Raw genomic sequence first — 22,808 nt, 5'->3', positions numbered from 1 at the left:
CCGACATGACCACGGTCCTGGTAGCCGGTGACGACTTCATCGCGCCCGACCTCTTCTCCACCGCCCTGAGCGAGAGCCTGCCCTCCGCCGGGCTGAGCTTCCGCACCCTGCGCACCCGCTGGCCGAACGAACCCTTCGGACCGGTCGGGGCCGACGGGCAGGGGAACGGCGGGGTCAAGGAGGCCAGTGGCACCGAGGAGCAGGTGCTGGAGGCGCTCGGTGACGCGAGTGTCGCCCTCACCCAGATGGCGCCGTTCACCGCCCGTGTCATCCGCGAATCACCCGGTCTGAAGTTCATCGGCGTGGCCCGCGGCGGTCCGGTCAACGTGGACCTGGCCGCCGCCACCGCCGCCGGGATCCCCGTCACCTTCACACCGGGCCGCAACGCCGCCGCGGCCGCCGAATTCGCCGTCGGCCTGATCCTCGCCGCCATGCGCCGCATCACCCACGCCGACGCGGCCCTCAAGGAGGGCATCTGGCGTGGCGACTACTACGCCTACGAGAACGCGGGCCTGGAGCTCGACGGCGCCACCGTCGGCCTCGTCGGATACGGGGCCATCGGCTCGATCGTGGCCCGCGTGCTGCGCGCCTTCGGCGCCCACGTCCTCGTCTCCGACCCGTACGCGGACCCGGAGCGGGCACACGCCGACGGCGTCGAGCTCACCGCCCTGGAGGACCTGCTGCGGCGCAGCTCCGTGGTGAGCCTGCACGCCCGGGTCACCCCCGAGACCCGGCATCTGCTCAACGCCGACAACCTCGCGCTGCTGCCCGAGGGCGCCGTCCTCGTCAACTCCGCCCGCGGTGAGCTGCTCGACTACGCGCCGCTGCCCGGCCTGCTGGAGTCCGGCCGGCTCGGCGCGCTCGCCCTCGACGTCTACGACATCGAGCCGCCCCCGGCCGACTGGCCGCTGCACAAGGCCCCCAACGTCATCACCACACCCCACCTGGCGGGCGCCACCCGGCAGACCGCCGACCGGGCCGCCCTGATCACCGCCGGTGAGGCCGCCCGCTTCCTGCGCGGCGAACCGCTGCGGCACGTGGCCAATCCGGAGGTGCTGACCGGGGGCCGGCCATGATCGTCGGAGTCGACATCGGCACCTCGGTCACCAAGGCCCAGCTGATCTCCCACGACGGCCGGACCACCCCCGCGCACGAGGCCCGCAGCACCGTCTACACCCTGCCGGGACACCGCGTCGAGCAGGACCTGGACGACGTCGTGGGCACCGTGGAGACCGTCGTACGGGCGGCGCTCGCCGACGCCGCGCAGCTGGGCGACGAACCGGTCGAGGCCCTGGCCCTCACCGGGCAGGGCGACGGGCTGTGGCTGCGCGACGCCGCTGGCGCCCCGGTCGGCCGCGCGCTGTCCTGGATGGACGGCCGGGCCGCGGACCGGCTCGACCGGTGGACCGCCGACGGCACCCTGCGCGCCCTGCACCGGCGCACCGGGGTCGGCCTCTTCCCCGGCTCCGCGGCACCCCTGCTGGCACATCTGGCCGAGCACGAGCCGGAGCGGCTGGCGGCGGCCGAGGTCGCCGGGTACTGCGTGGACGCCGTCGTGCAACGGCTGACCGGCGCCGTGACCGTCGACGTCTCCGACGCCTCGCAGCCGTTCCTCGACGTGGCCACCCGTACGTACGACGAGACCGCGCTCGAACTGTGCGGGCTGTCCGCGTACCGCCGGCTGCTGCCGGATCCGGCGCCGCCCGGCACCCTGCACCGGCTGCTGCCCGACGCCGCCCGGCGGCTTGGCCTGCCCCCGGGGCTGCCGGTCTCCGCCGGCCCGTTCGACATCCCCGCCTGCGCCTTCGGCTCCGGGGTCGCCGAACCGGGCGAGGGCAACCTCATCATCGGCACCACCCTCGCCGCCCAGGTCCTGGACACCGAGCCGCGCCCGGCCCTCGCCGAGGACCCGGCCGGGATGGTGCTCGCCACTCCGTACGAGGGCCGGTTCCTGCGGGTCATGCCCGCCATGATCGGCACGGCGGGCCTGGACTGGCTGCTGAAGCTGCTCGATGTGAAGATCGAGGCGCTGGACGCGCTGCTCGTCCAGTCCCCGCCCGGCGCCGCGGGCGTCACCGCGCTGCCGTTCCTGTCCACCAGCGGCGAGCGGGCGCCCTTCGTCGACCCGCGGGCCCGCGGCCGGTTCGACGGCCTCTCCCCGCTGGCCGGCCGCGCCGACCTGGTACGGGCGCTGTGCGAGGCCGTCGCCTACTCGGCCCGGCACTGCATGGAAACCCTCGGGGTCACCCGCACCGTCACCGCCTGCGGCGGTGGCGCGCGCTCCGGGGAGTGGGCACGGATCTTCGCCGGTGTCCTCGGCGGCGACCTGGAGGTGTGTGACGACGCCGTGGGCATCCGCGGCGCGGCCCATGTCGCCTGGCGCTCCCTGGGCACGCCGGTCGACCCCGGAGCCTGGCGCGCCCGCCTCCGTACCGTCACCGCCGAGCGCGGGCTGATCGACCACTACGCCGAGGGCTACGCCGCCTACCGCCAGGCCCTCGACACCGCACGCGAAGGCTGGAGCACACGATGACCAGGCTCTTCAACGACCCCGCCCGGTTCACCGACGACATGATCACCGGCTTCGCCGCCGCCCACCCCGGGCACGTACGGGCCGTGCCCGGCGGTGTGGTGCGCGCCCGTCCCGCCCGTGCGGGCAAGGTGGCCGTGCTCACCGGCGGCGGCTCCGGCCACTACCCCGCCTTCTGCGGTGTCGTCGGCCCCGGATTCGCCGACGGCTCGGTCATCGGCGATGTCTTCACCTCCCCGTCGGCCGCCCGCGCCCGCTCGGTCGCCGAGGCCGCGGAGGCGGGCGGCGGTGTCCTCTTCCTCTTCGGCAACTACGCGGGAGACGTGATGAACTTCGGTCTCGCGGCACGGCAGTTGGAGGGCGACGGGATTCCCGCCCGCTGCTTCGCCGTCACCGATGACATCGCCTCGGCGCCCGCCGACCAGACGGCGCGGCGGCGTGGCATCGCGGGTGGCTTCGTCGTCTTCAAGACCGCGTCGGCGGCGGCCGAGGAAGGCGCCTCGCTGGACGAGGTCATCCGCGTCGCCGAGCACACCAACGCCCGTACCCGCACGCTCGGAGTGGCCTTCGACGGCTGCACCCTGCCGGGCGCCGACGCGCCCCTGTTCACCGTTCCCGAGGGCCGCTTGGGCCTCGGTCTGGGCATCCACGGCGAACCGGGGGTCAGCGAGGACACCCTGGGCACCGCGGAGGACCTGGCCCGCGCCCTGGTGACGGGGCTGCTCGCGGACCGGCCCGCCGGGACGGGCGACGGCGGGCGGGTCGCGGTCGTACTCAACGGGCTCGGCGCCACGAAGTACGAGGAGCTGTACGTGCTGTGGGGCGCCGTGGCCCGCCAACTGGACGAGGCGGGGCTCACACCGGTGCGCCCCGAGGTCGGCGAACTCGTCACCAGCCTCGACATGGCCGGCTGCTCGCTGACCCTGAGCTGGCTGGACGAGGAGCTGGAGCGGCTGTGGCTCGCCCCGGCCGACACCCCGGCCTTCTGCCGTACGGCACCGCCGGAACCCCCGCTGGACGACGCCGCCGTACGGCCCGCCGCGGCCCCGCGCCGCCCGGAGCGGTCCGCCGCCACCGCGTCCGGCGCGGCGGTCGAGGTCGCCGGGCTGGCCGTCCAGGCACTGCGCGCCGCCCGCGACGTACTGCACCGGGACGCGGAGGATCTGGGCCGGCTGGACGCGGTGGCGGGCGACGGCGATCACGGCCGTGGCATGTGCAAGGGCGTCGACGCGGCACTCGCGGCCGCCGAGAAGGCGCACACCGACCGGCTCGCCCCGGCGGTGGTGCTGGCCGCCGCCGGTGATGCCTGGGCGGCGGAGGCCGGAGGCACCTCGGGAGCGCTGTGGGGAGTGGGGCTGCGTGCCATCGGCGCGGCGCTGCCGGCCGACCGGGCGCCGGGGCGCGAGGAGTTGGCGTCCGCCGCCACGGAGGCGCTCACCGCCGTCACCTCGCTCGGCGGGGCCGAAGTGGGCGACAAGACCCTGGTCGACGCCCTCGCGCCGTTCGCCACCGCCTTCGCGACGGGGCTGCGGACCGGAGCCCCGGTGCCCGAGGCGTACGCGTCCGCCGTGGCCGAAGCCCGTACGGCCGCGGAGAACACCGCCGGGCTGCGCCCCCGCCTGGGCCGCGCCCGCCCCCTCGCCGACCGCAGCGTGGGCACCCCCGACCCCGGAGCCACCTCACTCGCCGCGGTGCTGACCGCGGTGGCCACTCTCCGCGCGACGACAGAAAGCGATCCCGTATGACCACCGCGCATGCCTTCCGGATCGTCGTCGGCTGCGACGACGCCGGTTACGACTACAAGGAAGTCCTCAAGCGGGATCTGCTGGACGACCCCCGGGTCGCCGAGGTCATCGACGTCGGCGTGGGCAGCGACGAGCACACCGCCTATCCGCATGTCGCGGTGGAGGCGGCCCGCCGCGTGGCCGAAGGCACCGCCGACCGCGCCCTGTTGGTGTGCGGCACCGGCCTCGGCGTGGCCATCAGCGCCAACAAGGTCCCCGGCATCCGCGCGGTCACCGCCCATGACACCTACTCCGTGCGCCGCTCGGTCCTCAGCAACAACGCCCAGGTGCTCTGCTTCGGCCAGCGCGTCATCGGCCTGGAACTCGCCCGCGCGCTCACCGACGACTGGCTCGCGCAGAGCTTCGACGAGACCTCCCCGTCGGCGGAGAAGGTCGCCGCCATCCGGGCTTACGAGGGCTGACCGCGGGCGGGCCGGGCTCAGGGACCGGCCGGGCTCAGGCCCGGTCGGGCTCACGGACCGGTCGGCCGACGCGATGCGGATCGTGACCGGGATTCGGTCTCCCGCACACTGGGAGCATGGCAATGGACGTGGCGGCGGCGGCCGACGAGCTTCTGGGGTCCCTCGCGGCAAGGGCCGACGCGGACTTCGCGGTCAGAACGCAGCGCTACTTTCCGCAGGGGATCCGCGCGCTCGGGGTGAGCAACGCCTCCGCCGTGGAGATCGCGAACGACTACTTCCGCGAGAGGCGGGACGTCCCCGCGGCGACGCGGCTGGCTCTCGCGGAAGAAGTCCTGTCGCGCGCCTCCCACCACGAAGAGGTCCTGCTGGGATTCGCGGTCCTGCACAAGGTCGCGAGGGTCGGGCTGGGCCCCGAACTGCTCGACCGCTGTGAGCACTGGCTCGGATCGTATGTCTCGAACTGGGCGCAGTGCGACGACCTGTGCCTGAAGTTGCTGTACCCGTTCTTCCGCGGCCACCTCGATCAGATCCCGCGGACGCGAGCCTGGGTCGAGTCCCGGTCAGGCTGGGCGAGGCGCGCGGCGAACGTGGCCGTCGTGAAGTTCGTCCGGCGCAAGGTGGGGCGGACGGTGTTCGAACTGCCGCTGTCCCACGTCTTCGGCAACTGCGTCCGGCTGATGCACGACGACGATGTGTATGTGCAGAAGGGCTGTGGGTGGCTGCTCAAGGTCACCGCAGAGGTCCATCCGGACGAGGTGGCCGAGTTCCTGCGGACATGGCACACCGAGATGAGCCGCGACACATTCCGGTACGCGATCGAAAAGATGGCCAAGGAGACGCGAACTTCCCTGATGGCGCTGCGGTAGGGGCGCGGCCTGCGGTAGGGGCGCGGCCCGATGAGCTCACGGAAGGTCTCTGCGCTGTCCGACCCGGAGGACGGTCAGATAGCGGCGTGACGCCCGGTCACCCATTCGGGTGAGGACGCGCTCGGCGATGGCGTCGAGCAGCGGCTCGCGGACATCGCGGTCGAGTCCCCGGTAGAGCGACGTCGAGCGAAGGTGATCGGCGAAGCCTGCCCCGTCGAACCACTGAACGGTCGGGTACCAGCGCACGATCGTCGGGCCGAACAGGCCGCCGGGGCCGTCGACCAGCCCCCAGCCCTCGTCGGTGCCGCGTACGTCGTCCTCGAGCGGCGGATGACCCCAGCCCGGGTTCCCGGGGCAGAACCGCTCGTGGAGATCGGCGGTCTCGGCGTACACCTCCGGCTCTCCCGGCCTGCGGACGACGACGTTGCCGAGCAGCGCCAGCCACCCTCCGGGGCGGAGCACATCGTGGGCTCGCCGCCAGCCGATCGACGGGTCGACCCAGTGCCAGGAGGACGCGGCCACGAGGGTGTCGAAGCGCGCACCGCGGTCGTCCCACTCCTCGAATGTCGATGTCTCGACTTCGACGCCGGGGAAGGCGGCCAGCCGTTGGCGCGCGAGTGCGGCCATGTCCCGGCCCGGCTCGACGGCGGTCACCGAGCATCCCAGCGCCGCCAGCGAGCGCGTCGCCTGCCCGGTACCGCAGCCCACCTCCAGCACCGACGACCTCTCGTCCACGCCGGTGATGGCGACGAGGTCCGTGAACAGCTCGTCGGGGTATCCGGGCCGGACCCGGTCGTAGACCTCCGCCACCTCGTTGAACACTCGACCGAGGTCACGTCGGTTCGCGCGCTTCTCCGGATCACCAGTCACGGGCGCACAAGCTATGCGGCTGGTCCACGGGGACGCCACTGGTTAAAGACGCCACCGGTTAGATCAGCGGTGCCCGCCAGCCGGGTGGGGGCGGCGGCCGACGGCATGGTGCCTTGATCGCGGGCGGCGGTGGTGGGCGGTCAGCCGGCCAGGTACTCGCCGAAGAAGGCGGTGAGTTCGGCCACGGCGGGGGTGACGTATTCGTCCCTGTCGTACAGGTCGATATGGCTGGCGCCGTCGATGATGACCAGTCGCTTGGGCTCGGCCGCCCTCTCGATCGCCTCCCTGCTGAAGTAGGCGGTCTCCGCCTCCGAACCGGCGATCATCAGCAGGGGGCGGGGCGAGATGAGCCGGATCATCGCGTACGAGTCGTACTGGGCGATCAGATCGATGCTGCGCAGCACCCACCCCTGGTTCGCACGGGGGTGGTAGCCGCGCGGGGTGCGGTAGAACTCGTAGGTCTCCCGGAACTGCCGGGTGGCGGTCTCCAGCAGTTCCTCCGCGTTGTCGGGAATCCATGCCTCCATCCGCGGGGCCGCGCCGCGCGCTTCCGCGGTGCGCAGGGCACCGGCCTGGTCGAGCATGGCCTGGAGGACCGCCGGGTCCTGGGTGCGGCCCAGCCCCTCGCGGAACACCGACCCCAGGTCCCCGGCGCTGACCGTGGCGACGCTCTTGATGCGGTGGTCGGTCTGCGCGGCGTAGGGAACGTAACCGCCGGACGCGCAGATGCCCAGAGCCCCGATACGGTCCGGGTCGATGTCGTCACGAGTGGTGAGGTAGGTCACGGCGGACTTGATGTCCTCGGCTCGCTGGAAGGGGTTCTCCAGACCTCGCGGCTCGCCCTCGCTCTCGCCCTGGTGGGCGGCGTCGAAGACGAGCGCGGCGAACCCGGCGCCGGCCAGCCGCGCGGCGTAGACGCTCGGGCTCTGCTCCTTGACGCCGCCTCCCGGATGGGAGATGACAACGGCCGGCAACCGGCCGCCGGTGTGGCCGTCGGGGGTGAAGAGAATCCCGGCGAGGGCCAGATGGTTGCTGGGGAAGGTGACGTTGGCCTTCACGGTTCTGTGGCTCCTGGGTGGGTGCGGGTGAGTGGGGCGGGCCGTCCGCCGGTCACGTCACCGACACTCGCACGCGGTACGGAGGCCGGTAAGGGGCGACCTGTGTCCCCGGACAACGCTGTCCTGGGACAGGCCAGGCCCCCTGTCACGGGCCTCGTTGTTTGTCAGACTTGTGGCTATGAGCAGCAGCGACGCGCACCACGGCGAACTGGGCGCCTTCCTCAAGGCGCGGCGCAGGGAGCTGAGCCCGGCCCAGGTCGGGCTGCCCGATTCGACGGGCAGGCGCAGGGTCAAGGGGCTGCGCCGGGAGGAAGTGGCCTTGCTGGCATCGATCAGCCCCGACTACTACACGCGCCTGGAGCAGGGCCGCCGCCAGGCTTCCGAACCGGTGCTGGACACCCTCGCGCGCGTTCTCCGGCTCGACGACGGCGAGCGTGCCTATATGTTCGAACTGTCCGGCCGGGACGCCGCCCGGCCCCGGCGGCGCACCACACAGAAGGTCCATCCGCAGCTGCGGCGGCTGCTGGACGACCTCGCCACCACGCCGGCCGTCGTCCTGGGCCGGCGCACGGACATCCTCGCCTGGAACCCCATGGCCGCCGCCCTGTTCACCGACTTCGCGCGCATCCCGGTGGAGAAGCGCAACTTCGTACGGCTGGTCTTCCGCGAACCGGCCATCAGGGCGCTGTACCCGGACTGGGACTGGGTGGCGCAGACCAGCCTGGCACAGCTGCGCATGGAGGCCGCCCGGGACCCGGGAGATCCACGACTGGCCGGACTGGTCGGCGAGCTGTCACTTCAGGACCCCGACTTCCGGCGGTGGTGGGGCGCCCATCGCGTCGCCGTCCAGGGCACCGGCACGAAGGTCCTGCGCCATCCGGTCGTCGGCGAGCTCACCCTCGACTGGTCCTTCCTCACCTGCGCCGACGACCCCGACCAGCAGCTCATCACCCTGACCGCCGAGCCCGGCACACCCAGCCACGACCGGCTGCGCATCCTCGCCTCATGGGCCGCGCGATCGGCCGACGACCCGGTGGCGGACCACTGACACACGGTTCTCAGCGGCCGCTGCGCAGCCCGTCGTAGAGGATCGTGGTGATGCGTACCGCGTCGTCTTCCCACCCCTTGGCGCGCATTCCGCAGATGCCGCCGAGAGCGCGCAGGAGGACGCGTCCGCTGACGCCGTCGCGGATGGCACCGGCGGCAACCCCCGCGGCGAGCAGCTCATCAAGGGCGCGGGCCATCTCGGCGCGCGCGTCGTCGAAGATCGGAGAGTCCGTCGCCATGATGCTCTCCAGCGCCTCGGCCATGCCTTTGCCCACTGCCGAGTGCTCGACGAGCAGCAGGAGGAAGCGGCGCACGGCCTCGTCCGGGGCGTAGTGCGCGAGCAGCCGGGCGGGGGCGGCGCAGAGTTCGGCGACCTCCTGGCGGTACACCTCCTCGACGAGCGCTTCGCGCGTCTCGAAGTGGCGGTAGAGCGTACCGACCGCCACCCCGGCCCGCCGGGCGATCTCCTCCACATGAGCGTCGGCGTCGCCGGTGAGGAGCGCCTCACGCGCGGCGGTCAGGAGCGCTTCGCGGTTACGGCGGGCATCGGCGCGCAACGGGCGTGATGACGGCAACAGTCCTCCATAAGGTGAGCCCATAAGGTGAGTCGGACTCCGTTTGTGTGTACAGTTTCCGGAGTCAGCTTCCGGAGTCTGGTTCATCTTACTGAAGGAGCATACGCATGACGGTTGTGGATGAGGGGCTCAGCGGCCTGCGAGTACTGGTCACCGGTGGCAGCCGTGGACTGGGAGAGGCGACAGCCCGTCGCTTCGCCGCGGCCGGCGCGACCGTACTGACGGCCTCGCGCACCGCGCCCCCGGAAGACATGCCGGCCACCTTCTTCCCCGTGGACCTGCGGTCCGAGGAGGGGGTGGCGGCCCTCGGCCGACGGGTGCTGGACAGCGTCGGAGGCGTCGACGTCCTGGTCAACAACGCGGGGGCCTCGACCGCCCCGATGCCGACCCTGGAGCGGTCCGACGCGTCCTGGCTCGCCGACCTGGAGATGAACCTGCTCAGCGCCGTCCGGGTCGACCGGGCCCTGGTTCCCGGGATGACCCGGCGCGGCTCCGGCGTCGTGGTGCACGTCTCCTCGATCGCCAGCCGGCTCCCACAGCCCGCCGAGGCGTCGTACGCCGCGGCGAAGGCGGCACTCAACGCGTACAGCCGCGAGCTGGCGACAGAGGTGGGACCGCATGGCGTCCGCGTGGTGTGCGTGCTGCCCGGCTTCGTCGCCACGGAGGGAGCGGCCGACCATCTCCAGCAGATGGCCGACCGCCAGGGGCTGGCCTTCGACGAAGTGAAGCAGCGGATCGTGGACCACCTGAAGGTGCCGATGGGACGTCCCGGCGAGCCCGAGGACGTCGCGGAGATGATCGCGTTCCTCGCCTCCGACCGCGGCAAGTGGCTCACCGGGGCCGAGTTCCGGGTCGACGGCGGCATCATCCCCGTGGTCTGAGCCGTACCCACACACGGAACGAGGAGGAACACCGTGAACATCAACCTCACCGCACTCATCGTGGACGCCGCCGACCTGGAGGGCGAGAGCTCGTTCTGGCACCGGCTGCTCGGTGGCTCGATCGCGAGGACGGCGACACACCACTTTCTGCGGATCGACGGCTTCCCCGTGATCGCGATCCAGCACGCTCCGGACCATGTGCCACCACAGTGGCCCGATGGCGCCTCTCAGCAGATGCATATCGATCTCACGACGGACGACGTGGCGACCGCGGACAGACGGGTGCTCGACGCCGGTGGGCGACGGCTGCGGCCCACGGAGGACATCGACGTCGCCACTGAGAAGGGCGCCGGGGTGTACGCCAGTCCGGGCGGACACCCCTTCTGCGTCCGCTCGGCCTGACCTCCAAAGCCACCAGCCCGGCGAACCGCCGGTGGCACGGTCAGATCACCCGGAAGAGGTCGGCGGCCGCGCGGACGTCGGTGAGGTCCTCGATGGAGCGGAGGTTGTCGCACAGGGCCTCCAGGACCGAGCCGGTCCCGGCGGCGCGCGGGGCTCCGACGGCCACGCCGAAGACCCGGAACCCCAGCCGGTGTTTGGCGTCGTTCCAGCCGCGCGTCCACTCCTCGGTGACATCGCACTCGTCGTCGGTGATCATCACGATGTCGCCGCGTGCGCGGGCGGCGTCGTCGAACTCCTCCTCCAGGAGTCCGGCGGCCGCCGTCAGCGGCGCCTGGTAGCTGGTGCCGCCGCCGAGGAAGGTCTCCGCGAAGTCGAGGATCGGGTCGATACCGGCGGGCCGCGGCCCGCCGGCGGGGAAGCGGAAGACCCGGAGCTTGTCGGCGGCGGAGAACAGGATGCCGACGAAGTCACGCCCCGCGTGGCGGGCCTGGTCCAGCAGGGCCAGGGCGCACGCCTTGGACCACGCCTCCCGGGTGACGCCGCCGGGGCCCGCCGCGTACATGGAGTGGGAGGTGTCCACGCACGCGACGATGGCGCCCTGGCCGGTGGTCTGCTCTTCCCGGGCGTCGTAGAGCATCAGCTCCCCGGCGGCGTAGCGCGCGGCGAACACGGCGCGCGACTCGGGCAGGCCGAGGCCCGCCAGCTCGGAGGGGATGACACGGGAGAGGTCGTTCCCGAGCGTGACGCCGACCAACTCCCCGGTGGCGTTCTCCATCTTGCGGGCGCGCTCACCGTCGGCCATCTGCCGGAAGCGGCCGATCAGTTCGGCCCACTGGGCGAGGCGGCCGGTGCGCAGCCGCTCGGCGAGCCGGGCGCGCTCGCCGAACGGCATCCGCTCCAGCTCGCCGGGGTCCACGCCCCAGGCCCGCATCAGCGCGGCCTCCTCCCGTACGGCCCCGGCGGCCCTGCCCGCCGCGCTCCGCGCGGCGGCGCGGATGCCGGGGGCCGCCGCCCCGAGGGCCCGCGCGGCGTGCTGGGCGGCTCGCCGCGCGGCGGCCTCCGCGGCCTCGGCGGCGTCGATCGCCCGGCGTACGGCGTCGGCGGCTTGGGCAGACACGGAGTCGGCCTCGTCGGTGGCCCGCTGGAGCGCGTCGTCCACGGCGGCCGCCGCGCGGTCGGCGTCCCGCTGGGCCCGGCTCGCCCGCTCGGCCCGCTCCTGGGCCTCCCGGGAGCGCTCCAGCATCCCGCGCACCGCGGCGGCCTGCGCGAGCACGGCCATGGCGGCGGCGTACGGGTCGCCGGCCGTCTCCCGGCGCAGCTCGGCGAACTCCGGTGACTCCACCAGCGCGGTGACGACCTGGTGGTTGACCAGCCGGGAGGCGTCCATCTCGGCGCGCTCGCGCAACCGCGGCCCGACCTTGTAGGCGGCCAGGAACACGTCGGTCAGAAGGTCGGTGGCGTGGTCGTGGCGCTCGCCGAGCTCCTCGGCCACCTCGCGCAGTCCGGCGGACTGCTCGTAGGTGTCGCGCCAGGTGATCCGGTCGAACCGGTCCGCGACCACGGCCGCGGTGTGCCGTACGGGAGCGGTGGCCGACCGGCCCAGCCACGTTCCGGCCCGGCTCGCCAGTTCGTCGAGCGGGGGCTCGTCGCGCTCGCTCACAGCTGGGCCTGCACCATGCTCGCGTCCACGCCGAGGGCCTCGGTGAGCACACGGGCGCGGACGGCGCGCTGGCGCCCGGTGACCCGGTCGATGGCGGCGGTGGAGCGACCGGCGCGTGCCGCATCCTCGCGCAGCTTCTCCAGCCGTTTCCCCGCCATGGCGAGCTTGTTGTGGGCCTTTTTGATGACCCACTCGCTCAGCGCCTCGCGGGACTGCCCGGCCATGGCGTCGAGCTGGGCCTCCAGTTCGTCGAGGGCGTCGGCCAGATCAAGGGCCTCCTTGGCGTCGGGGTTGACCAGGTGCAGCACCTCGCGCTCGACGGTCGGGCGTTGGGCGGGGGAGTCCCACAGCACATGGGTCAGCACCGACAGATCGGTCTCGGCGACCGCCGGGCGGCCGTCGAGGTACGCGGACGCCTGGAGCAGGCCCACCGCCTGCCGCCAGCGGCGGTCGGAGGCGATGAGCTCCTTGCGGCGCAGCGCGGCCCGCAGTGTGCACACCGCGTCCACGATCCCGTCGGGGACGTCCACGGCCGGGACGGCCTCGGCCACGGCGTGCCGCAACGCGGCCAGCTCGACCGTGGTCCGTGGTGGTGCCGCCGGGCGGCTGACGGCGGAGCGGACCAGCGCGGCGAAGTTCGAGGGGTCTTCGAGGTAGCCGACCTCGATCCGCACCAGCAGCCGGTCGTAGATCGCGGCCGTGTCCTCCCCGCCGGGCAGTTCATTGCTCGCCGTGATGGCCCCGATCAGCGGGCAGCGGATCGGCTCACCGCCGTTCTCGGGGTGGTAGATCCGCTCGTTGAGATAGCCCAGCGTCTCGTTGAGCGCGGCCGTGGAGCACTTGAAGATCTCGTCGATGAAGGCGATGTGCGCGGTCGTGGCGCGGCCGTCGTAGACCTGGCGGTACTCGCCCCGGGCCAGCGCGGCCACGTCGATGGGGCCGAACATCCGCGTGGGCGCGGTGAACTTCGACAGCAGGATCTCCCAGTACGCCGCGCCCTCGACCCTGCCCGTGAGCTCCCGGGCCAGCTCGGACTTCGCCGTCCCGGGCGGGCCGAGCACCAGGGAGTGCTGTCCGGCGAGCAGCGTCACCACCAGCGTCCGCACCACGTCGGCGCGCTCGTAGAAGCGGTCCGACAGCTCGTCGGTGATGGCCCGCAGTCTCTTGGCGGTGTCCTGCGCGTCCGGCGTCTCGTGTGTGTCGTGTGTGTCCGCGTCCTGTGTGTCGAGTGCGTCCGGCGTGTCCTGTGCGTCCATGTCCGACATTCAACTCCCAGCCTTCGCCGCGCTGTTCAACCCACCCGCCAGCGCGTCGAAGGCGAAGGCCAGACGACGTTGGTGCGCGGCCCCGACCTCGTCGATGTCATCTCCGGCGAGTCGCCGCTTCACCGTGTCGACGGCGACCGTGCGGTACGCGGCGACGAGCAGGGCCGCGGTCAGCGTGCTGTCGCCGGAGAAGCGAGGGTCGGCGTCGAGTTCCGCCGCGAGTGTCTCCTCCATCTCGGACGCGAAGAGGCGAAGCCGTGCGATCAGCGCGGGAGACGCCATCACGGTGCGCAGGAACGGCTCGGCTCCCTCCCCGAGCCCGGACAGCACATGGCGTTCCGCGGCCAGTGCGAGTGCGGCTCGGCGCACGGCATCGACGGGGTCCAGGTCGTCCGCGCGCTCGCGGAGCACGGTCCGCACGGTGTCCAGGGCCTCCGGAAAGCGGTCGAACAGGAGGTCCTCTTTGCGGTCGAAGTGTGCGAAGACGGTCACCTTCGACACTCCGGCGGCCGCGGCGACCTCGTTGATGGTCACGTCATCGAACCCGCGCTCCAGGAACAGCTGGGTTGCGACGGAAGCGATGCGGGCCCGGGTCTGTGCCCCGCCACGGTCCCCTCGATTCGGCATGTGACAACGCTAGCCCTTCCCGTTACCTTTACTGAGTAAGCTTACCGAGTAAGGATAAGGGAGCGTGTCCATGCGGCGCAGCGATGTGATCGTCGTCGGAGCGGGGCCCACGGGCCTCTTCCTCGCCGGTGAACTGGCACTCCAGGGCGTACGGGTGAGGGTCCTGGAGCGGCTCCGGGAGCCCGATTCGACGATCAAGGCCGGGTCGATCAACGTCGCCGGCGCGGAAATCCTCGACCGGCGGGGGCTGTTGCCGGCCGCGGAGGACGTGCAGCGGCGGCTGCTGGCGTCCGTCGGTGCCTTCGCCGGCCACGGCCGGAAGAACGCCCTCGTGAACCAGCTGGACCGGGATGCGCGGGGCGCGCGCCGCTTCCCGGTCGCCGGGCATTTCGCGGGCATGCTGTTCCGCGATGAGCTGGTGGACCAGGGAGATCCGGCGCTGGCCGCGCACACCGCGGCGTCGGGCGGCGTCCTCGTGCCCCAGTACGATCTCGAGCTGCTGCTCGGGGAGCACTGCGCCCGGCTCGGCGTGGAGGTGCGCAGAGGCGTCGAGGTGCGAGGCCTGCGCGGTGTGGATGTGCGCGGTGTTGGTGGTACGCGGCACGCGGAAGCGGGCCTCACCGACGACGCCGATGTCGTGGTGGAGACCAGCGCGGGCGAGATGACGGCCGGGTGGGTCGTCGCGGCCGACGGCGGCCGCAGCGCGATCCGCGGGCAACTGGGCATCGGCTTCACCGGCACCGATCCGCAGCTGGTGGGGTACCAGGCGGTCGCCGACTTCGACGACCCCGGTGAGCTGAGCCGCGGCTGGACGTGGACACCCCGCGGCATCTACGCCTACGGCCCGATCCCCGGGCGCATTCTCGTCGCTCGCTTCGGCCCGCGGCCGCCGGACCGCGACGCGCCCGTCACGCTCGACGAACTCCAGGCGGTCATACGGGATGTCACCGGCGTCGATGTGACGCTCAAGGGTCTTCACGGCCGTGCGACCCGCTGGTCCGACAACGCCCGGCAGGCCCAGTCCTACCGGCGGGGCCGGGTACTGCTCGCGGGTGATGCCGCCCATGTGCACGCGCCGTTCAGCGGCCAGGGGCTGAACCTCGGCCTCGGCGACGCGGTCAACCTCGGCTGGAAGCTCGCCGCGACCGTGCGGGGACACGCCCCGGCCGGACTGCTCGACACCTATGAGAGCGAACGCCACCCGATCGCGGCGTGGGTGCTCGACTGGACGCGGGCGCAGGTCGCACTGATGCGCGGCGACGAACACACCGCGCGGCTGCGCGAGGTCGTCGGCGGGGAACTGTTCACCGTGCCGGGTGTGATGAACCGCGTGGTCGCGCTGACGTCCGGCATCACCCAGCGCTATGACGTGGCTGATGGGGCGGCGGGACCGGTCGGTTCGATCGCCGGGGATGTCGCGCTGTCCTCGGGCGACCGGCTCGCCGACCACGCCCACGACGGCCGTTTCGTCCTCGTGGACCGTTCGCCCGGGGGGCGTTTCGCCGAGGCCGTACGCCCGCTGGAGCACCGGATCGCGTACGTGGCGGACCCCGCCTCCGCCACGTCGCCACCCAGCCTGCTCATACGTCCCGACGGTGTCATCGTCTGGGCCGACTCACCCGACACCGCCACGTCCGACACCGCCACACTCGCCCCCGCCACGTCCGGCTCGGCCATGTCCGACTCCGCCACGTCCGACGACGGCGTCCTCAAGGAGCTCGACGCCGCGATTCAGCGGTGGGTCGACGCTCGCTGAGCGTGCCGCCTCCGCTCACCGCCCCAGGATCCGGTCGACATCGGCCATCTGCCCGGCCGTGAGCGGCCCCTTCGCGATCGCGCCCGCGTTCTCCTCGGCCTGGGCGACCGTACGGAAGCCGGGGATCGGGATCGTCCGCGGGCTGCGCGCCCAGATCCAGCCGAGGGCGCCCTGCGCGAGGGTACGGCCGTCGCTGGTGAGGATGGACCGCAGGGCATCGACCCGCCGGAGCCACGCCGGATCCGCGCCCGCGTTCGCGATGAACCCCGGCAGCCAGGCGGGCGGCGCGTTGCGGATGTCCCCGTCGTCCAAGGCGCGCCCGGCGGTGTGCTTACCGGCGAGCAGCCCCATGGCGAGCGGACTGCGGTTGACGCTGGCGAGGTCCGACTCCGCGCACAGCGCGAGGAGTTCGGGCGCGTCCTGGAGGATGTTCAGCCGGTGCTGGACGGCCGCGCAGTGCGGGCCCTCGGCGAAGACGGCGGCCCGGTCGGGGTCATCGGTGCTCCACGCGTACGCGCGGATAAGCCCCTCGCTCACCAACTCCTCACAAACCTCGCGGAGTTGGGCGGCACGTTCGGGGTCGGCGTCGGAGATGTGGAGCTGATACAGGTCGACGTGATCCGTGTTCAGGCGTCGCAGCGAGGCGGTCAGGGCGCGGCGTACATGCTCCGGCGAGTCGTCCTGGCCCTCGCGGATCCGGGTCCGCTCGTCGAAGACATTGCCCCATTTCGTGGCGACGACGACATCGCCGCGGTGCTTGCCGAGTGCGCGGCCGAGCACACGTTCGCTGTGGCCGGTGCCGTACGCGTCGGCGGTGTCGAAGAAGGTGACGCCGAGGTCGAGTGCGCGCCGGATCGCGCGCACCGACTCGTCGTCGTCGACCTTGCCCCAGCCCAGGGGCTGCCCGTCGGTGGACCCCCACTCACCGCCGATGGCCCAGCAGCCGAAGCCGAGGGGGCTCACGTCGATGCCGCTGCGGCCCAGCGTTCTGTTGCGCGCCATGGTCTCCATGCCGGTGAACGCTAGGAGTTGAAGCGCACACGAAGGCAAGCTCCCGGTCCTGGGCGCCGCGGGCGCCCAGGACCGGGGCGAGGGCTCAGCGGCCGTAGTAGCTGTCGAAGTTCTTCGAGAACTCGCCGCCGTTGAAGCCGTCCCAGTTGATCGACCAGGCCATCAGCCCGCGGAGGGCGGGCCAGCTGCCGTGGGGCTCGTAGCCGCCGCAGTCGCTCTTCTTGGTCAGACAGTTGAGGGCCTTGGTCACATCCCCCGGCGTGGTGTGGCCATTGCCCGCGTTGGGGCTCGCGGGCAGGCCGATCGCCACCTGGGACGGGTCCAGGGCGGGGAAGACGTTGTTGGTGTCACCCGCGACGGGGAAGCCGGTGAGCAGCATGTCGGTCATCGCGATGTGGAAGTCGGCGCTGCCCATGTTGTGGAACTGGTTGTCGAGCCCCATGATCGGCCCGGAGTTGTAGTCCTGGACGTGCAGCAGGGTCAGATCGTCCCGCAGTGCGTGGATGACCGGCAGATACGCCCCGGAGCGGGGGTCCTGGCCGCCGGAGGCGCCCGAGCCGTAGAACTGGTAGCCCAGCTGGACGAAGAAGGTCTCCGGAGCCATGGTGAGGACGAAGTCGGATCCGTACTTCGCCTTGAGCGACTTCACGGCCGCGATGAGATTGACGATCGCGGGGGTCTTCGGGTTCTTGAAGTCGGTGTCGCCGTCGTCCAGCGACAGCGAGTGGCCCTCGAAGTCGATGTCGAGGCCGTCCAGTCCGTACTTGTCGATGATCGCCCCGACCGACTCGACGAACTTGTCGCGGGCGGCGGTGGTGGTGAGCCGCACCTGGCCGTTCTGCCCGCCGATGGATATCAGCACCTTCTTGCCCGCGGCCTGCTTGGCCTTGATGGCGGCCTTGAACTCGTCCTCCGACTCGACGTTCGGGCATTCGCTCTGGGGGCAGAGGCTGAAGCGGATGTCGCCGGAGGTGGTGGAGGTGGGTTCGCCGAAGGCCAGGTCGATGATGTCCCAGCTGTCGGGGACATCGGCCATCCGGGTGTATCCGGAGCCATTGGCGAAGCTCGAGTGCAGATAGCCCACGAGCGCGTGCTCGGGGAGCGCCGCCTTCGTGGTGGCGGAGGTGCTGCCCTTGTCGGAGGTGGTACCCGCGTCGGCGGTCGTCGTCGAGACCGTGGCGAGCAGCCCGGCCGCGGCGACGGAGGCGCACACGCCGGTCAGAACCCTCTTGCTCAAGGGGAAACGGAGGCTCATGGGGGCCGCTCCTTGGTGTGTGGGGGGAAGGCGGAGCTGAAGTGGGGGGTGAGGGATGGACAGGAGGCATGGGGGAGGTCGCGCGCCCATGAGACAACAGGACTAGACCAGTAGTGTCAATGGTCCGGACCAAAACCGGCGGCGGATCTTCACGTTCTGTGTTGCGGCGCCGCGGCGTTCGCTCCACGGCTGGTCGGCCGTATGCGCGTTCGTGAGGGTGGCCCCCGACCGTGCGGCGTGGTCGGGGGCCACCCTGGGTTGCCGTTGGTCAGGCGGGGGTTTCGGCGGTGGCGGTCAGAACGGCGCGGCCGAGGATGTGGCCGCTCATGGTGAAACCGAGGACGGCCGGGGTGGCGTCGGCCGGGACGCCGATGGACTCGACGTCCAGGGCGTGCACCACGACGAAGTAGCGGTGCGGGCCGTGCCCGGCCGGCGGGGCGGCGCCGATGTAGCGGGCCGCGCGGGCGTCGTTGGGCAGTTGGAAGGCGCCCGCGGGCAGTCCCGAGCCGGTGTCGTCGCCGGCGCCCTCGGGCAACTCGGTCACGGTGGCGGGGATGTCGGCCACCGCCCAGTGCCAGAACCCGGACCCGGTGGGGGCGTCGGGGTCGTAGACGGTGACGGCGTAGCTCCTGGTGTTTTCCGGGGCGCCGCTCCAGGTCAGCTGCGGGGAGACGTCCTTCCCGCCGGGGACGCCGGATATGCCGGAGAGCTGCTCGGGCGACCAGGCGGCGCCGTCGGTGACGGTGGTGCTGGTGACGGTGAAGGAGGCCGCCTCGGGGAGGCGGGCGAAGGGGTCGTTGGCGCTCATGGCGTCGTTCCTTTCTGGCCGTGCTGGGGGCGACGAAGAGGGGTGACCGGCAGAGGGCGCGCGGCATCGCACGGCGGCACCGCCGTCGCCCTCTTCGAAGCCGATGGATCGACCATAGCACCGATAATCGATTATCTCTGGGATCGTCTATGCTGAGGGGTATGACTCAGACGGCTCCCACCTCGGCCTCGTCGGGGAAGCAGATGCTCTCCGAGCAGGTCTACGCCCACTTGCGGCACGCGATCATGCGGGGGAACTACGCCCCCGGTGACGCCCTCAAACCGCAGGATCTCGCCAAGGAGCAGGGCGTGAGCCTGGCCGTCGTGCGCGAGGCGCTCGTACGGGTGGTCGGCGAGGGCCTCGCCGACCGGCTGCCCAACCGCGGTTTCGCCGTCCCGGCCTTCTCCGACCGCCGCTGGCAGGAGATCGCGGAGGCCCGCCGGACCGTCGAACCGGTCGTGCTGCGCATGTCCATCGAACGTGGCGACGTGGACTGGGAGGCTCGGGTACGGGCCGCCCACCACCGTCTGGCGCGCACCCCGCCGTATCCGCCGGAGGAGGGCGAGTACTACAGCGACGCCTGGTCCGAGGCCCATCGGAGCTTCCACCGCACCCTGCTGGAGGGCTGCGGCAACCCCATCCTCCTGGAGACCTTCGACCGGATGTGGACCGCGAGCGAACTGGCCCGCCGCTGGTCGGCACACCGCAACCCGGACCGGGACGGCATCGACGAACACCGCCGCCTGGAGGAGGCGGCGGTGGCCCGCGACGCCGACACCGCGGCCGAGGTACTGGCCCAGCACCTCACCCGGACCGCGGCCGCCCTGACCGGCTCCACGTCCGACGACCCCGCGAGGGAAGGCTGATACACCGCGCCGCCCGCCCGGCTCGGACTGGTGAAGCCGGTGGAACCGGTGGAACGTGTTACGGGATCAGGGGTACTCGGTCACGTTCGCCACGTTGCTGTTGGCGTCCGAGGGACCTCCCGTGCCGTTGATGACATGGTTGATGGTGCCGGTGCCGCCGAGCGAGACGGTGACCATGTGGTGGAACTTCACATCCGGGCCCTGCGGAACCTCGAAGGCGTGCTCGGCGGTGACGGACTTGTCGGCGTTGAAGAAGCAGTAGCTGCCCAGGCCCCACGCCTCATGGCGCTTGACCGAGTCGGCCACCTTGTAGGCGGCGTATCCCTTGGTGGAGCCGTTCATCCAGGCGCCCTGGTCGGGCGGGTCGTAGGGCATCTCGTTCTGGTAGAAGTACGTGCGGCCGCCCTCGCCGTTCCAGGTCGTCTGGTGCTTCTGGTAGTGCTCGACGAACAGGCCGTACATGGTCACGTCGTCGCCGTTGACGACGAGCCCGTTGTCGGCCGTGTTGGAGTCCCAGCCGACGCCGTCGCCGTGGTCGGCGCGCCAGATCCACGTATGGTCGCCGATCACGTTCGAGCTGTTGACCACCAGGCTGGTGGACGCCTTGCCGACGCCCGCGCCGCCGACCCGGAAGAATACGTCGTGCAGCGAGGTGGGGTTGTCGGCGTGATTCGCGGACGAGTCCTCGGGGCCGACCTCCATCAGCGTGTCGGAGTTCTCGGTACCCGCGTCGATGAGCAGGCCGGCGAGCTTGACGCCGTCCACGTCGGCCACTTTCATCGCCGTGACCCCGTTGTCCGGAACCAGCGTGGCCAGCCCCAGGCCCAGTACGACGGTGTCGGGCTTGGTCACCTTCAGCGGCGCGTCGAGGTGGTAGACGCCTGGGGTGATGAGCAGGTGCTTGCCCGCGTCGAGCGCCGCGTTCATCTCCTCGGCCGTGGCATCCGGCTTGGCGATGAAGAAGTCGCTCAGCGGGAGCGATTCGCCCTTCGGCGTCCCCGAGGACCAGGAAGTGCCCGTCGAGTCCTCGCGCACCTCCGGCACGAACACCTTGTACGCGCCGTCGTCGTCGACGTACAGGAACGGCTTCTCACGGGTGATGGGCGACTTGTCGACCCGGGTGTACGGCGGGTTGGGGAAGTCCCCGGACGGGGCGTTCCGCGCGCCCACGAACACCATGTTCCAGTTGGAGCCGGTCCAGCTGCCCCATTCGGTGTTGCGGGACAGCCACTGCTGCTGCGAGCCGGACTTCACCTGCCCGTCGACCTTGGTGTCGGCCAGCAGACCGCCGCTGGACCAGCCGCCGTCGTCCAGCTGGAGATCGCCCTTCAGATGCATGCGGCGGTACGGGGCGGCCTGCGAGACGGCCCAGCGGTCCGCGCCACCGTCCGGGTTGACGGCGAGGTTCTCGGCGTCGCGCCAGAAGTTCTGTGTCGCGTTGCCGTCGAACCAGTCGGCCTCGGCGTGCACCTGGCCGTTGATGGTGGTGTCGTCGGGCGACAGGCCGAGGCCCGCCACCTGGGTGTAGAAGCCGACGTTGGCCTTGACGTCGTACGAGCCGGGCTTGAACAGCAGGGCGTGCCGGGCCTGGCCGAACTGGTTCTTCTCCTGCTCGCCGAAGACCGAGTCGAGCTTGCCCTGGATCTCCTGTGCGGACATCGACGGGTCGAAGATCTGCACATTGGGACCCAGGTCCGGCTCGGCGTCCGCGCCGTGCGCCGACGGTACGGTCAGCGCCGCGGCGACGGCCCCGGCCAGCACGGCGAACGCGGCGCCGGCGCGGGCGACGCGTCGGCGTCGGCGTCGGCGGTGCCCGGGCTGAGTGGTGTCCCCGGTGGTGTCCGTGCCGGTGGTGTCGTTCGTCATGGTGGCGTCTCCCCTCAGCCCTTGTACCGGGCGAATATCCCGGTGAACTGCCAGGGCTCCTGGGCGACTCCGGAGCAGGTGTCGTCGTTCGGGTAGTCGCCGGGGCAGGGGCGGTCGCGGTTGACGGACCAGAAGGAGAGCCGCGACAGGTGGTGCTCGGAGGCGTAGCCCAGGATCGCCTCGAAGTCGTCCGTGGTGACGGTCTCCTTGACGTCGGTGATGCCGTTCATCGAGGACAGGCCGCTGTGCCGGTAGGCGTCCTCGTCGCTGTAGCCGTAGGCGCCCTTGACGGCGTTCTTCAGGCCGTCGGTGGCCTGCTTGGTCAGCTCGGCCATGTTCTGGCCCTCGCCGCCGAAGTCGAACGGCATGATGGTCCAGCTGTCGGCCTCGAAGCCGGATTCGGCGGCCCGGCGGATCATGCCGTCGTCGGGGCCGCTCTGATCGCTGGGGAAGGTGACATAGGTGAGCAGCCCCGGGTTGTCGGCCTTCACCTGCTTCAGGGCGTCGATCGTCTTCTGCTGGACGGCCGGGTCGTTGTAGGCGTCGCCCTCGATGTCGATGTCGATGGCCTTGAGGCCATAGGCGTCGATGACCTTCTGGTAGGCCCCGGCGAGTGCCTTCGCGTCGGCACAGGACTGCTCCAGCTTGTTGCCGCTCGCGCCACCGAAGGACGGCACCACGTCGCCGCCCTTGGCCCGTATGGCCTGCACGGTCTGCTCGTCGGCCCCACCGGCCAGCGGGCGGCTGCCGTCCCACCGGGGGTCGCAGTCGCCCGAGTCGAGGACGAAGGCGAGGGTGAACCAGCCGACCCCGGTGGCGTCCATCACCTCGCCCGGGTCCGGGGGATCGCCCCATCCGTTGTAGAGGTAGGGGGCCACGGCGGCGGGCGCGGCGGATGCCGAGGCGCGGTCGGCGCGGTCCTGGCCGGTGTTGTCGGCCCAGGCGGCCGCGGTCGTGCTCGCGGCGGTGGCCGCGAGGGCCGCGGCCACGGCCAGGACGGTCCGCCGGCGGCGGCGCCGGGCGCGGTCCCGGGCGGAGAGGTCTTCGCTGTGATTCATGTGGGGGGATGCCTTCCTGACACGCGGACGGGCCCCGGCGGTGGGCATGTCCGTCGGACAGGCGCCGCCGCAGCCCGCGACATGCGGTGTCCGGCCGGAAGGTCTCGGCCGGACTCTCGGGCCCATATATTTCGGGAGTTGAACGTGTCCCGTCAATAGGTCCGCACCAATGAATGACATGCCTTCAAAGGGCGAACTCAC

At 71.8% G+C, this 22,808-nt stretch carries 20 protein-coding genes and 1 pseudogene; 10 read left to right on the top strand and 11 right to left on the bottom strand.

Annotated features, from left to right (window positions below):
• Positions 1–5: 5 nt before the first annotated feature.
• The 5 genes from ACJX2R_RS09430 to ACJX2R_RS09410 all read left to right on the top strand — a co-directional run bounded on the left by ACJX2R_RS09430 (position 6) and on the right by ACJX2R_RS09410 (position 5,602).
• Complete coding sequence (locus ACJX2R_RS09430; RefSeq protein ID WP_413099662.1) at positions 6–1,076, top strand: 2-hydroxyacid dehydrogenase; 1,071 nt, start codon at positions 6–8, stop codon at positions 1,074–1,076.
• Positions 1,073–2,533, top strand: a complete 1,461-nt coding sequence (locus tag ACJX2R_RS09425; RefSeq protein WP_413099661.1) for an FGGY family carbohydrate kinase — start codon at positions 1,073–1,075, stop codon at positions 2,531–2,533. The genes ACJX2R_RS09430 and ACJX2R_RS09425 overlap by 4 nt, the downstream gene beginning before the upstream one ends.
• On the top strand, positions 2,530–4,275 hold the full coding sequence (locus tag ACJX2R_RS09420; RefSeq protein ID WP_413099660.1) for a dihydroxyacetone kinase family protein: 1,746 nt from the start codon (positions 2,530–2,532) through the stop codon (positions 4,273–4,275). The genes ACJX2R_RS09425 and ACJX2R_RS09420 overlap by 4 nt, the downstream gene beginning before the upstream one ends.
• The gene (locus tag ACJX2R_RS09415) at positions 4,272–4,736 is read left to right on the top strand and encodes a ribose-5-phosphate isomerase (RefSeq protein WP_413099659.1); all 465 of its coding nucleotides are present in this window, start codon (positions 4,272–4,274) and stop codon (positions 4,734–4,736) included. Before ACJX2R_RS09420 ends, ACJX2R_RS09415 begins: the two co-directional genes overlap by 4 nt.
• Positions 4,737–4,852: 116 nt before the next feature.
• Positions 4,853–5,602, top strand: a complete 750-nt coding sequence (locus tag ACJX2R_RS09410) for a DNA alkylation repair protein (protein WP_413099658.1) — start codon at positions 4,853–4,855, stop codon at positions 5,600–5,602.
• Between the two features lie 36 nt (positions 5,603–5,638).
• Here the strand turns inward: ACJX2R_RS09410 and ACJX2R_RS09405 are convergent, their stop codons facing one another.
• Positions 5,639–6,424 (bottom strand): class I SAM-dependent methyltransferase, encoded by a 786-nt coding sequence (locus ACJX2R_RS09405; RefSeq protein WP_413099657.1) that lies wholly within the window; start codon positions 6,422–6,424, stop codon positions 5,639–5,641.
• A gap of 188 nt (positions 6,425–6,612) precedes the next feature.
• Positions 6,613–7,530, bottom strand: coding sequence for an alpha/beta hydrolase (locus tag ACJX2R_RS09400; protein WP_413099656.1), 918 nt, complete (start codon positions 7,528–7,530; stop codon positions 6,613–6,615).
• Positions 7,531–7,708: 178 nt separating this feature from the next.
• Here ACJX2R_RS09400 and ACJX2R_RS09395 point away from each other — a divergent pair, with 178 nt between their 5' ends.
• Entirely contained in the window at positions 7,709–8,578 is an 870-nt protein-coding gene (locus ACJX2R_RS09395; protein WP_413099655.1) for a helix-turn-helix domain-containing protein, read from the top strand.
• A gap of 10 nt (positions 8,579–8,588) precedes the next feature.
• Here the strand turns inward: ACJX2R_RS09395 and ACJX2R_RS09390 are convergent, their stop codons facing one another.
• On the bottom strand, positions 8,589–9,152 hold the full coding sequence (locus ACJX2R_RS09390) for a TetR/AcrR family transcriptional regulator (RefSeq protein ID WP_413099654.1): 564 nt from the start codon (positions 9,150–9,152) through the stop codon (positions 8,589–8,591).
• A gap of 107 nt (positions 9,153–9,259) precedes the next feature.
• Here ACJX2R_RS09390 and ACJX2R_RS09385 point away from each other — a divergent pair, with 107 nt between their 5' ends.
• Positions 9,260–10,033 (top strand): oxidoreductase, encoded by a 774-nt coding sequence (locus ACJX2R_RS09385; protein WP_413099653.1) that lies wholly within the window; start codon positions 9,260–9,262, stop codon positions 10,031–10,033.
• Between the two features lie 33 nt (positions 10,034–10,066).
• Entirely contained in the window at positions 10,067–10,435 is a 369-nt protein-coding gene (locus ACJX2R_RS09380) for a VOC family protein (protein ID WP_413099652.1), read from the top strand.
• A gap of 40 nt (positions 10,436–10,475) precedes the next feature.
• Here ACJX2R_RS09380 and ACJX2R_RS09375 read toward each other — a convergent pair whose 3' ends face one another.
• From ACJX2R_RS09375 to ACJX2R_RS09365, 3 genes are read right to left on the bottom strand one after another with little or no spacing between them, the layout of a single operon-like run.
• Positions 10,476–12,095 carry a VWA domain-containing protein gene (locus tag ACJX2R_RS09375; RefSeq protein WP_413099651.1) on the bottom strand — a complete coding sequence of 540 codons (1,620 nt, stop codon included), beginning with the start codon at positions 12,093–12,095 and terminating at the stop codon, positions 10,476–10,478.
• Positions 12,092–13,351, bottom strand: coding sequence for an AAA family ATPase (locus tag ACJX2R_RS09370; RefSeq protein WP_413099650.1), 1,260 nt, complete (start codon positions 13,349–13,351; stop codon positions 12,092–12,094). Before ACJX2R_RS09370 ends, ACJX2R_RS09375 begins: the two co-directional genes overlap by 4 nt.
• Before the next feature lie 9 nt (positions 13,352–13,360).
• Positions 13,361–13,987: a TetR/AcrR family transcriptional regulator gene (locus ACJX2R_RS09365; protein ID WP_413099649.1), complete on the bottom strand. Its 627-nt coding sequence runs from the start codon at positions 13,985–13,987 to the stop codon at positions 13,361–13,363.
• Positions 13,988–14,057: 70 nt separating this feature from the next.
• Between ACJX2R_RS09365 and ACJX2R_RS09360 the strand changes: the two genes are divergently transcribed.
• Positions 14,058–15,743, top strand: coding sequence for an FAD-dependent monooxygenase (locus tag ACJX2R_RS09360; RefSeq protein ID WP_413105813.1), 1,686 nt, complete (start codon positions 14,058–14,060; stop codon positions 15,741–15,743).
• A 15-nt stretch (positions 15,744–15,758) separates the two neighbouring features.
• Here ACJX2R_RS09360 and ACJX2R_RS09355 read toward each other — a convergent pair whose 3' ends face one another.
• The 3 genes and pseudogenes from ACJX2R_RS09355 to ACJX2R_RS09345 form a co-directional block, all read right to left on the bottom strand.
• Positions 15,759–16,754 carry an aldo/keto reductase gene (locus ACJX2R_RS09355; RefSeq protein ID WP_413099648.1) on the bottom strand — a complete coding sequence of 332 codons (996 nt, stop codon included), beginning with the start codon at positions 16,752–16,754 and terminating at the stop codon, positions 15,759–15,761.
• 85 nt (positions 16,755–16,839) lie between these two features.
• Positions 16,840–17,862 (bottom strand): annotated as a pseudogene (locus ACJX2R_RS09350) (chitinase); the annotation flags it as partial.
• A 415-nt stretch (positions 17,863–18,277) separates the two neighbouring features.
• Positions 18,278–18,817, bottom strand: a complete 540-nt coding sequence (locus ACJX2R_RS09345) for a YbhB/YbcL family Raf kinase inhibitor-like protein (protein ID WP_413099647.1) — start codon at positions 18,815–18,817, stop codon at positions 18,278–18,280.
• Positions 18,818–18,978: 161 nt separating this feature from the next.
• Here ACJX2R_RS09345 and ACJX2R_RS09340 point away from each other — a divergent pair, with 161 nt between their 5' ends.
• Positions 18,979–19,683 (top strand): GntR family transcriptional regulator, encoded by a 705-nt coding sequence (locus ACJX2R_RS09340; protein WP_413099646.1) that lies wholly within the window; start codon positions 18,979–18,981, stop codon positions 19,681–19,683.
• Positions 19,684–19,749: 66 nt separating this feature from the next.
• Here ACJX2R_RS09340 and ACJX2R_RS09335 read toward each other — a convergent pair whose 3' ends face one another.
• Together ACJX2R_RS09335 and ACJX2R_RS09330 are read right to left on the bottom strand one after the other, a co-directional pair.
• Positions 19,750–21,549 carry a coagulation factor 5/8 type domain-containing protein gene (locus ACJX2R_RS09335; protein ID WP_413099645.1) on the bottom strand — a complete coding sequence of 600 codons (1,800 nt, stop codon included), beginning with the start codon at positions 21,547–21,549 and terminating at the stop codon, positions 19,750–19,752.
• A gap of 14 nt (positions 21,550–21,563) precedes the next feature.
• Positions 21,564–22,607: a chitinase gene (locus tag ACJX2R_RS09330; RefSeq protein WP_413099644.1), complete on the bottom strand. Its 1,044-nt coding sequence runs from the start codon at positions 22,605–22,607 to the stop codon at positions 21,564–21,566.
• Positions 22,608–22,808: the final 201 nt, after the last annotated feature.

Source organism: Streptomyces sp. Inha503 (assembly GCF_047215865.1).
Classification (GTDB): Bacteria; Actinomycetota; Actinomycetes; order Streptomycetales; family Streptomycetaceae; genus Streptomyces; species Streptomyces lycopersici.
This window is presented reverse-complemented; position numbering and strand designations above follow the sequence as displayed.

Excerpts from the sequence above, each read along its gene's own strand:
- ACJX2R_RS09330 (WP_413099644.1), bottom strand. The coding sequence starts at position 22,607 with ATGAATCACAGCGAAGACCTCTCCGCCCGGGACCGCGCCCGGCGCCGC.
- ACJX2R_RS09420 (WP_413099660.1), top strand. The coding sequence starts at position 2,530 with ATGACCAGGCTCTTCAACGACCCCGCCCGGTTCACCGACGACATGATC.
- ACJX2R_RS09415 (WP_413099659.1), top strand. The coding sequence starts at position 4,272 with ATGACCACCGCGCATGCCTTCCGGATCGTCGTCGGCTGCGACGACGCC.
- ACJX2R_RS09430 (WP_413099662.1), top strand. The coding sequence starts at position 6 with ATGACCACGGTCCTGGTAGCCGGTGACGACTTCATCGCGCCCGACCTC.
- ACJX2R_RS09360 (WP_413105813.1), top strand. The coding sequence starts at position 14,058 with ATGCGGCGCAGCGATGTGATCGTCGTCGGAGCGGGGCCCACGGGCCTC.
- ACJX2R_RS09425 (WP_413099661.1), top strand. The coding sequence starts at position 1,073 with ATGATCGTCGGAGTCGACATCGGCACCTCGGTCACCAAGGCCCAGCTG.
- ACJX2R_RS09340 (WP_413099646.1), top strand. The coding sequence starts at position 18,979 with ATGACTCAGACGGCTCCCACCTCGGCCTCGTCGGGGAAGCAGATGCTC.
- ACJX2R_RS09345 (WP_413099647.1), bottom strand. The coding sequence starts at position 18,817 with ATGAGCGCCAACGACCCCTTCGCCCGCCTCCCCGAGGCGGCCTCCTTC.
- ACJX2R_RS09365 (WP_413099649.1), bottom strand. The coding sequence starts at position 13,987 with ATGCCGAATCGAGGGGACCGTGGCGGGGCACAGACCCGGGCCCGCATC.
- ACJX2R_RS09410 (WP_413099658.1), top strand. The coding sequence starts at position 4,853 with ATGGCAATGGACGTGGCGGCGGCGGCCGACGAGCTTCTGGGGTCCCTC.
- ACJX2R_RS09370 (WP_413099650.1), bottom strand. The coding sequence starts at position 13,351 with ATGGACGCACAGGACACGCCGGACGCACTCGACACACAGGACGCGGAC.
- ACJX2R_RS09355 (WP_413099648.1), bottom strand. The coding sequence starts at position 16,754 with ATGGAGACCATGGCGCGCAACAGAACGCTGGGCCGCAGCGGCATCGAC.
- ACJX2R_RS09335 (WP_413099645.1), bottom strand. The coding sequence starts at position 21,549 with ATGACGAACGACACCACCGGCACGGACACCACCGGGGACACCACTCAG.
- ACJX2R_RS09385 (WP_413099653.1), top strand. The coding sequence starts at position 9,260 with ATGACGGTTGTGGATGAGGGGCTCAGCGGCCTGCGAGTACTGGTCACC.
- ACJX2R_RS09395 (WP_413099655.1), top strand. The coding sequence starts at position 7,709 with ATGAGCAGCAGCGACGCGCACCACGGCGAACTGGGCGCCTTCCTCAAG.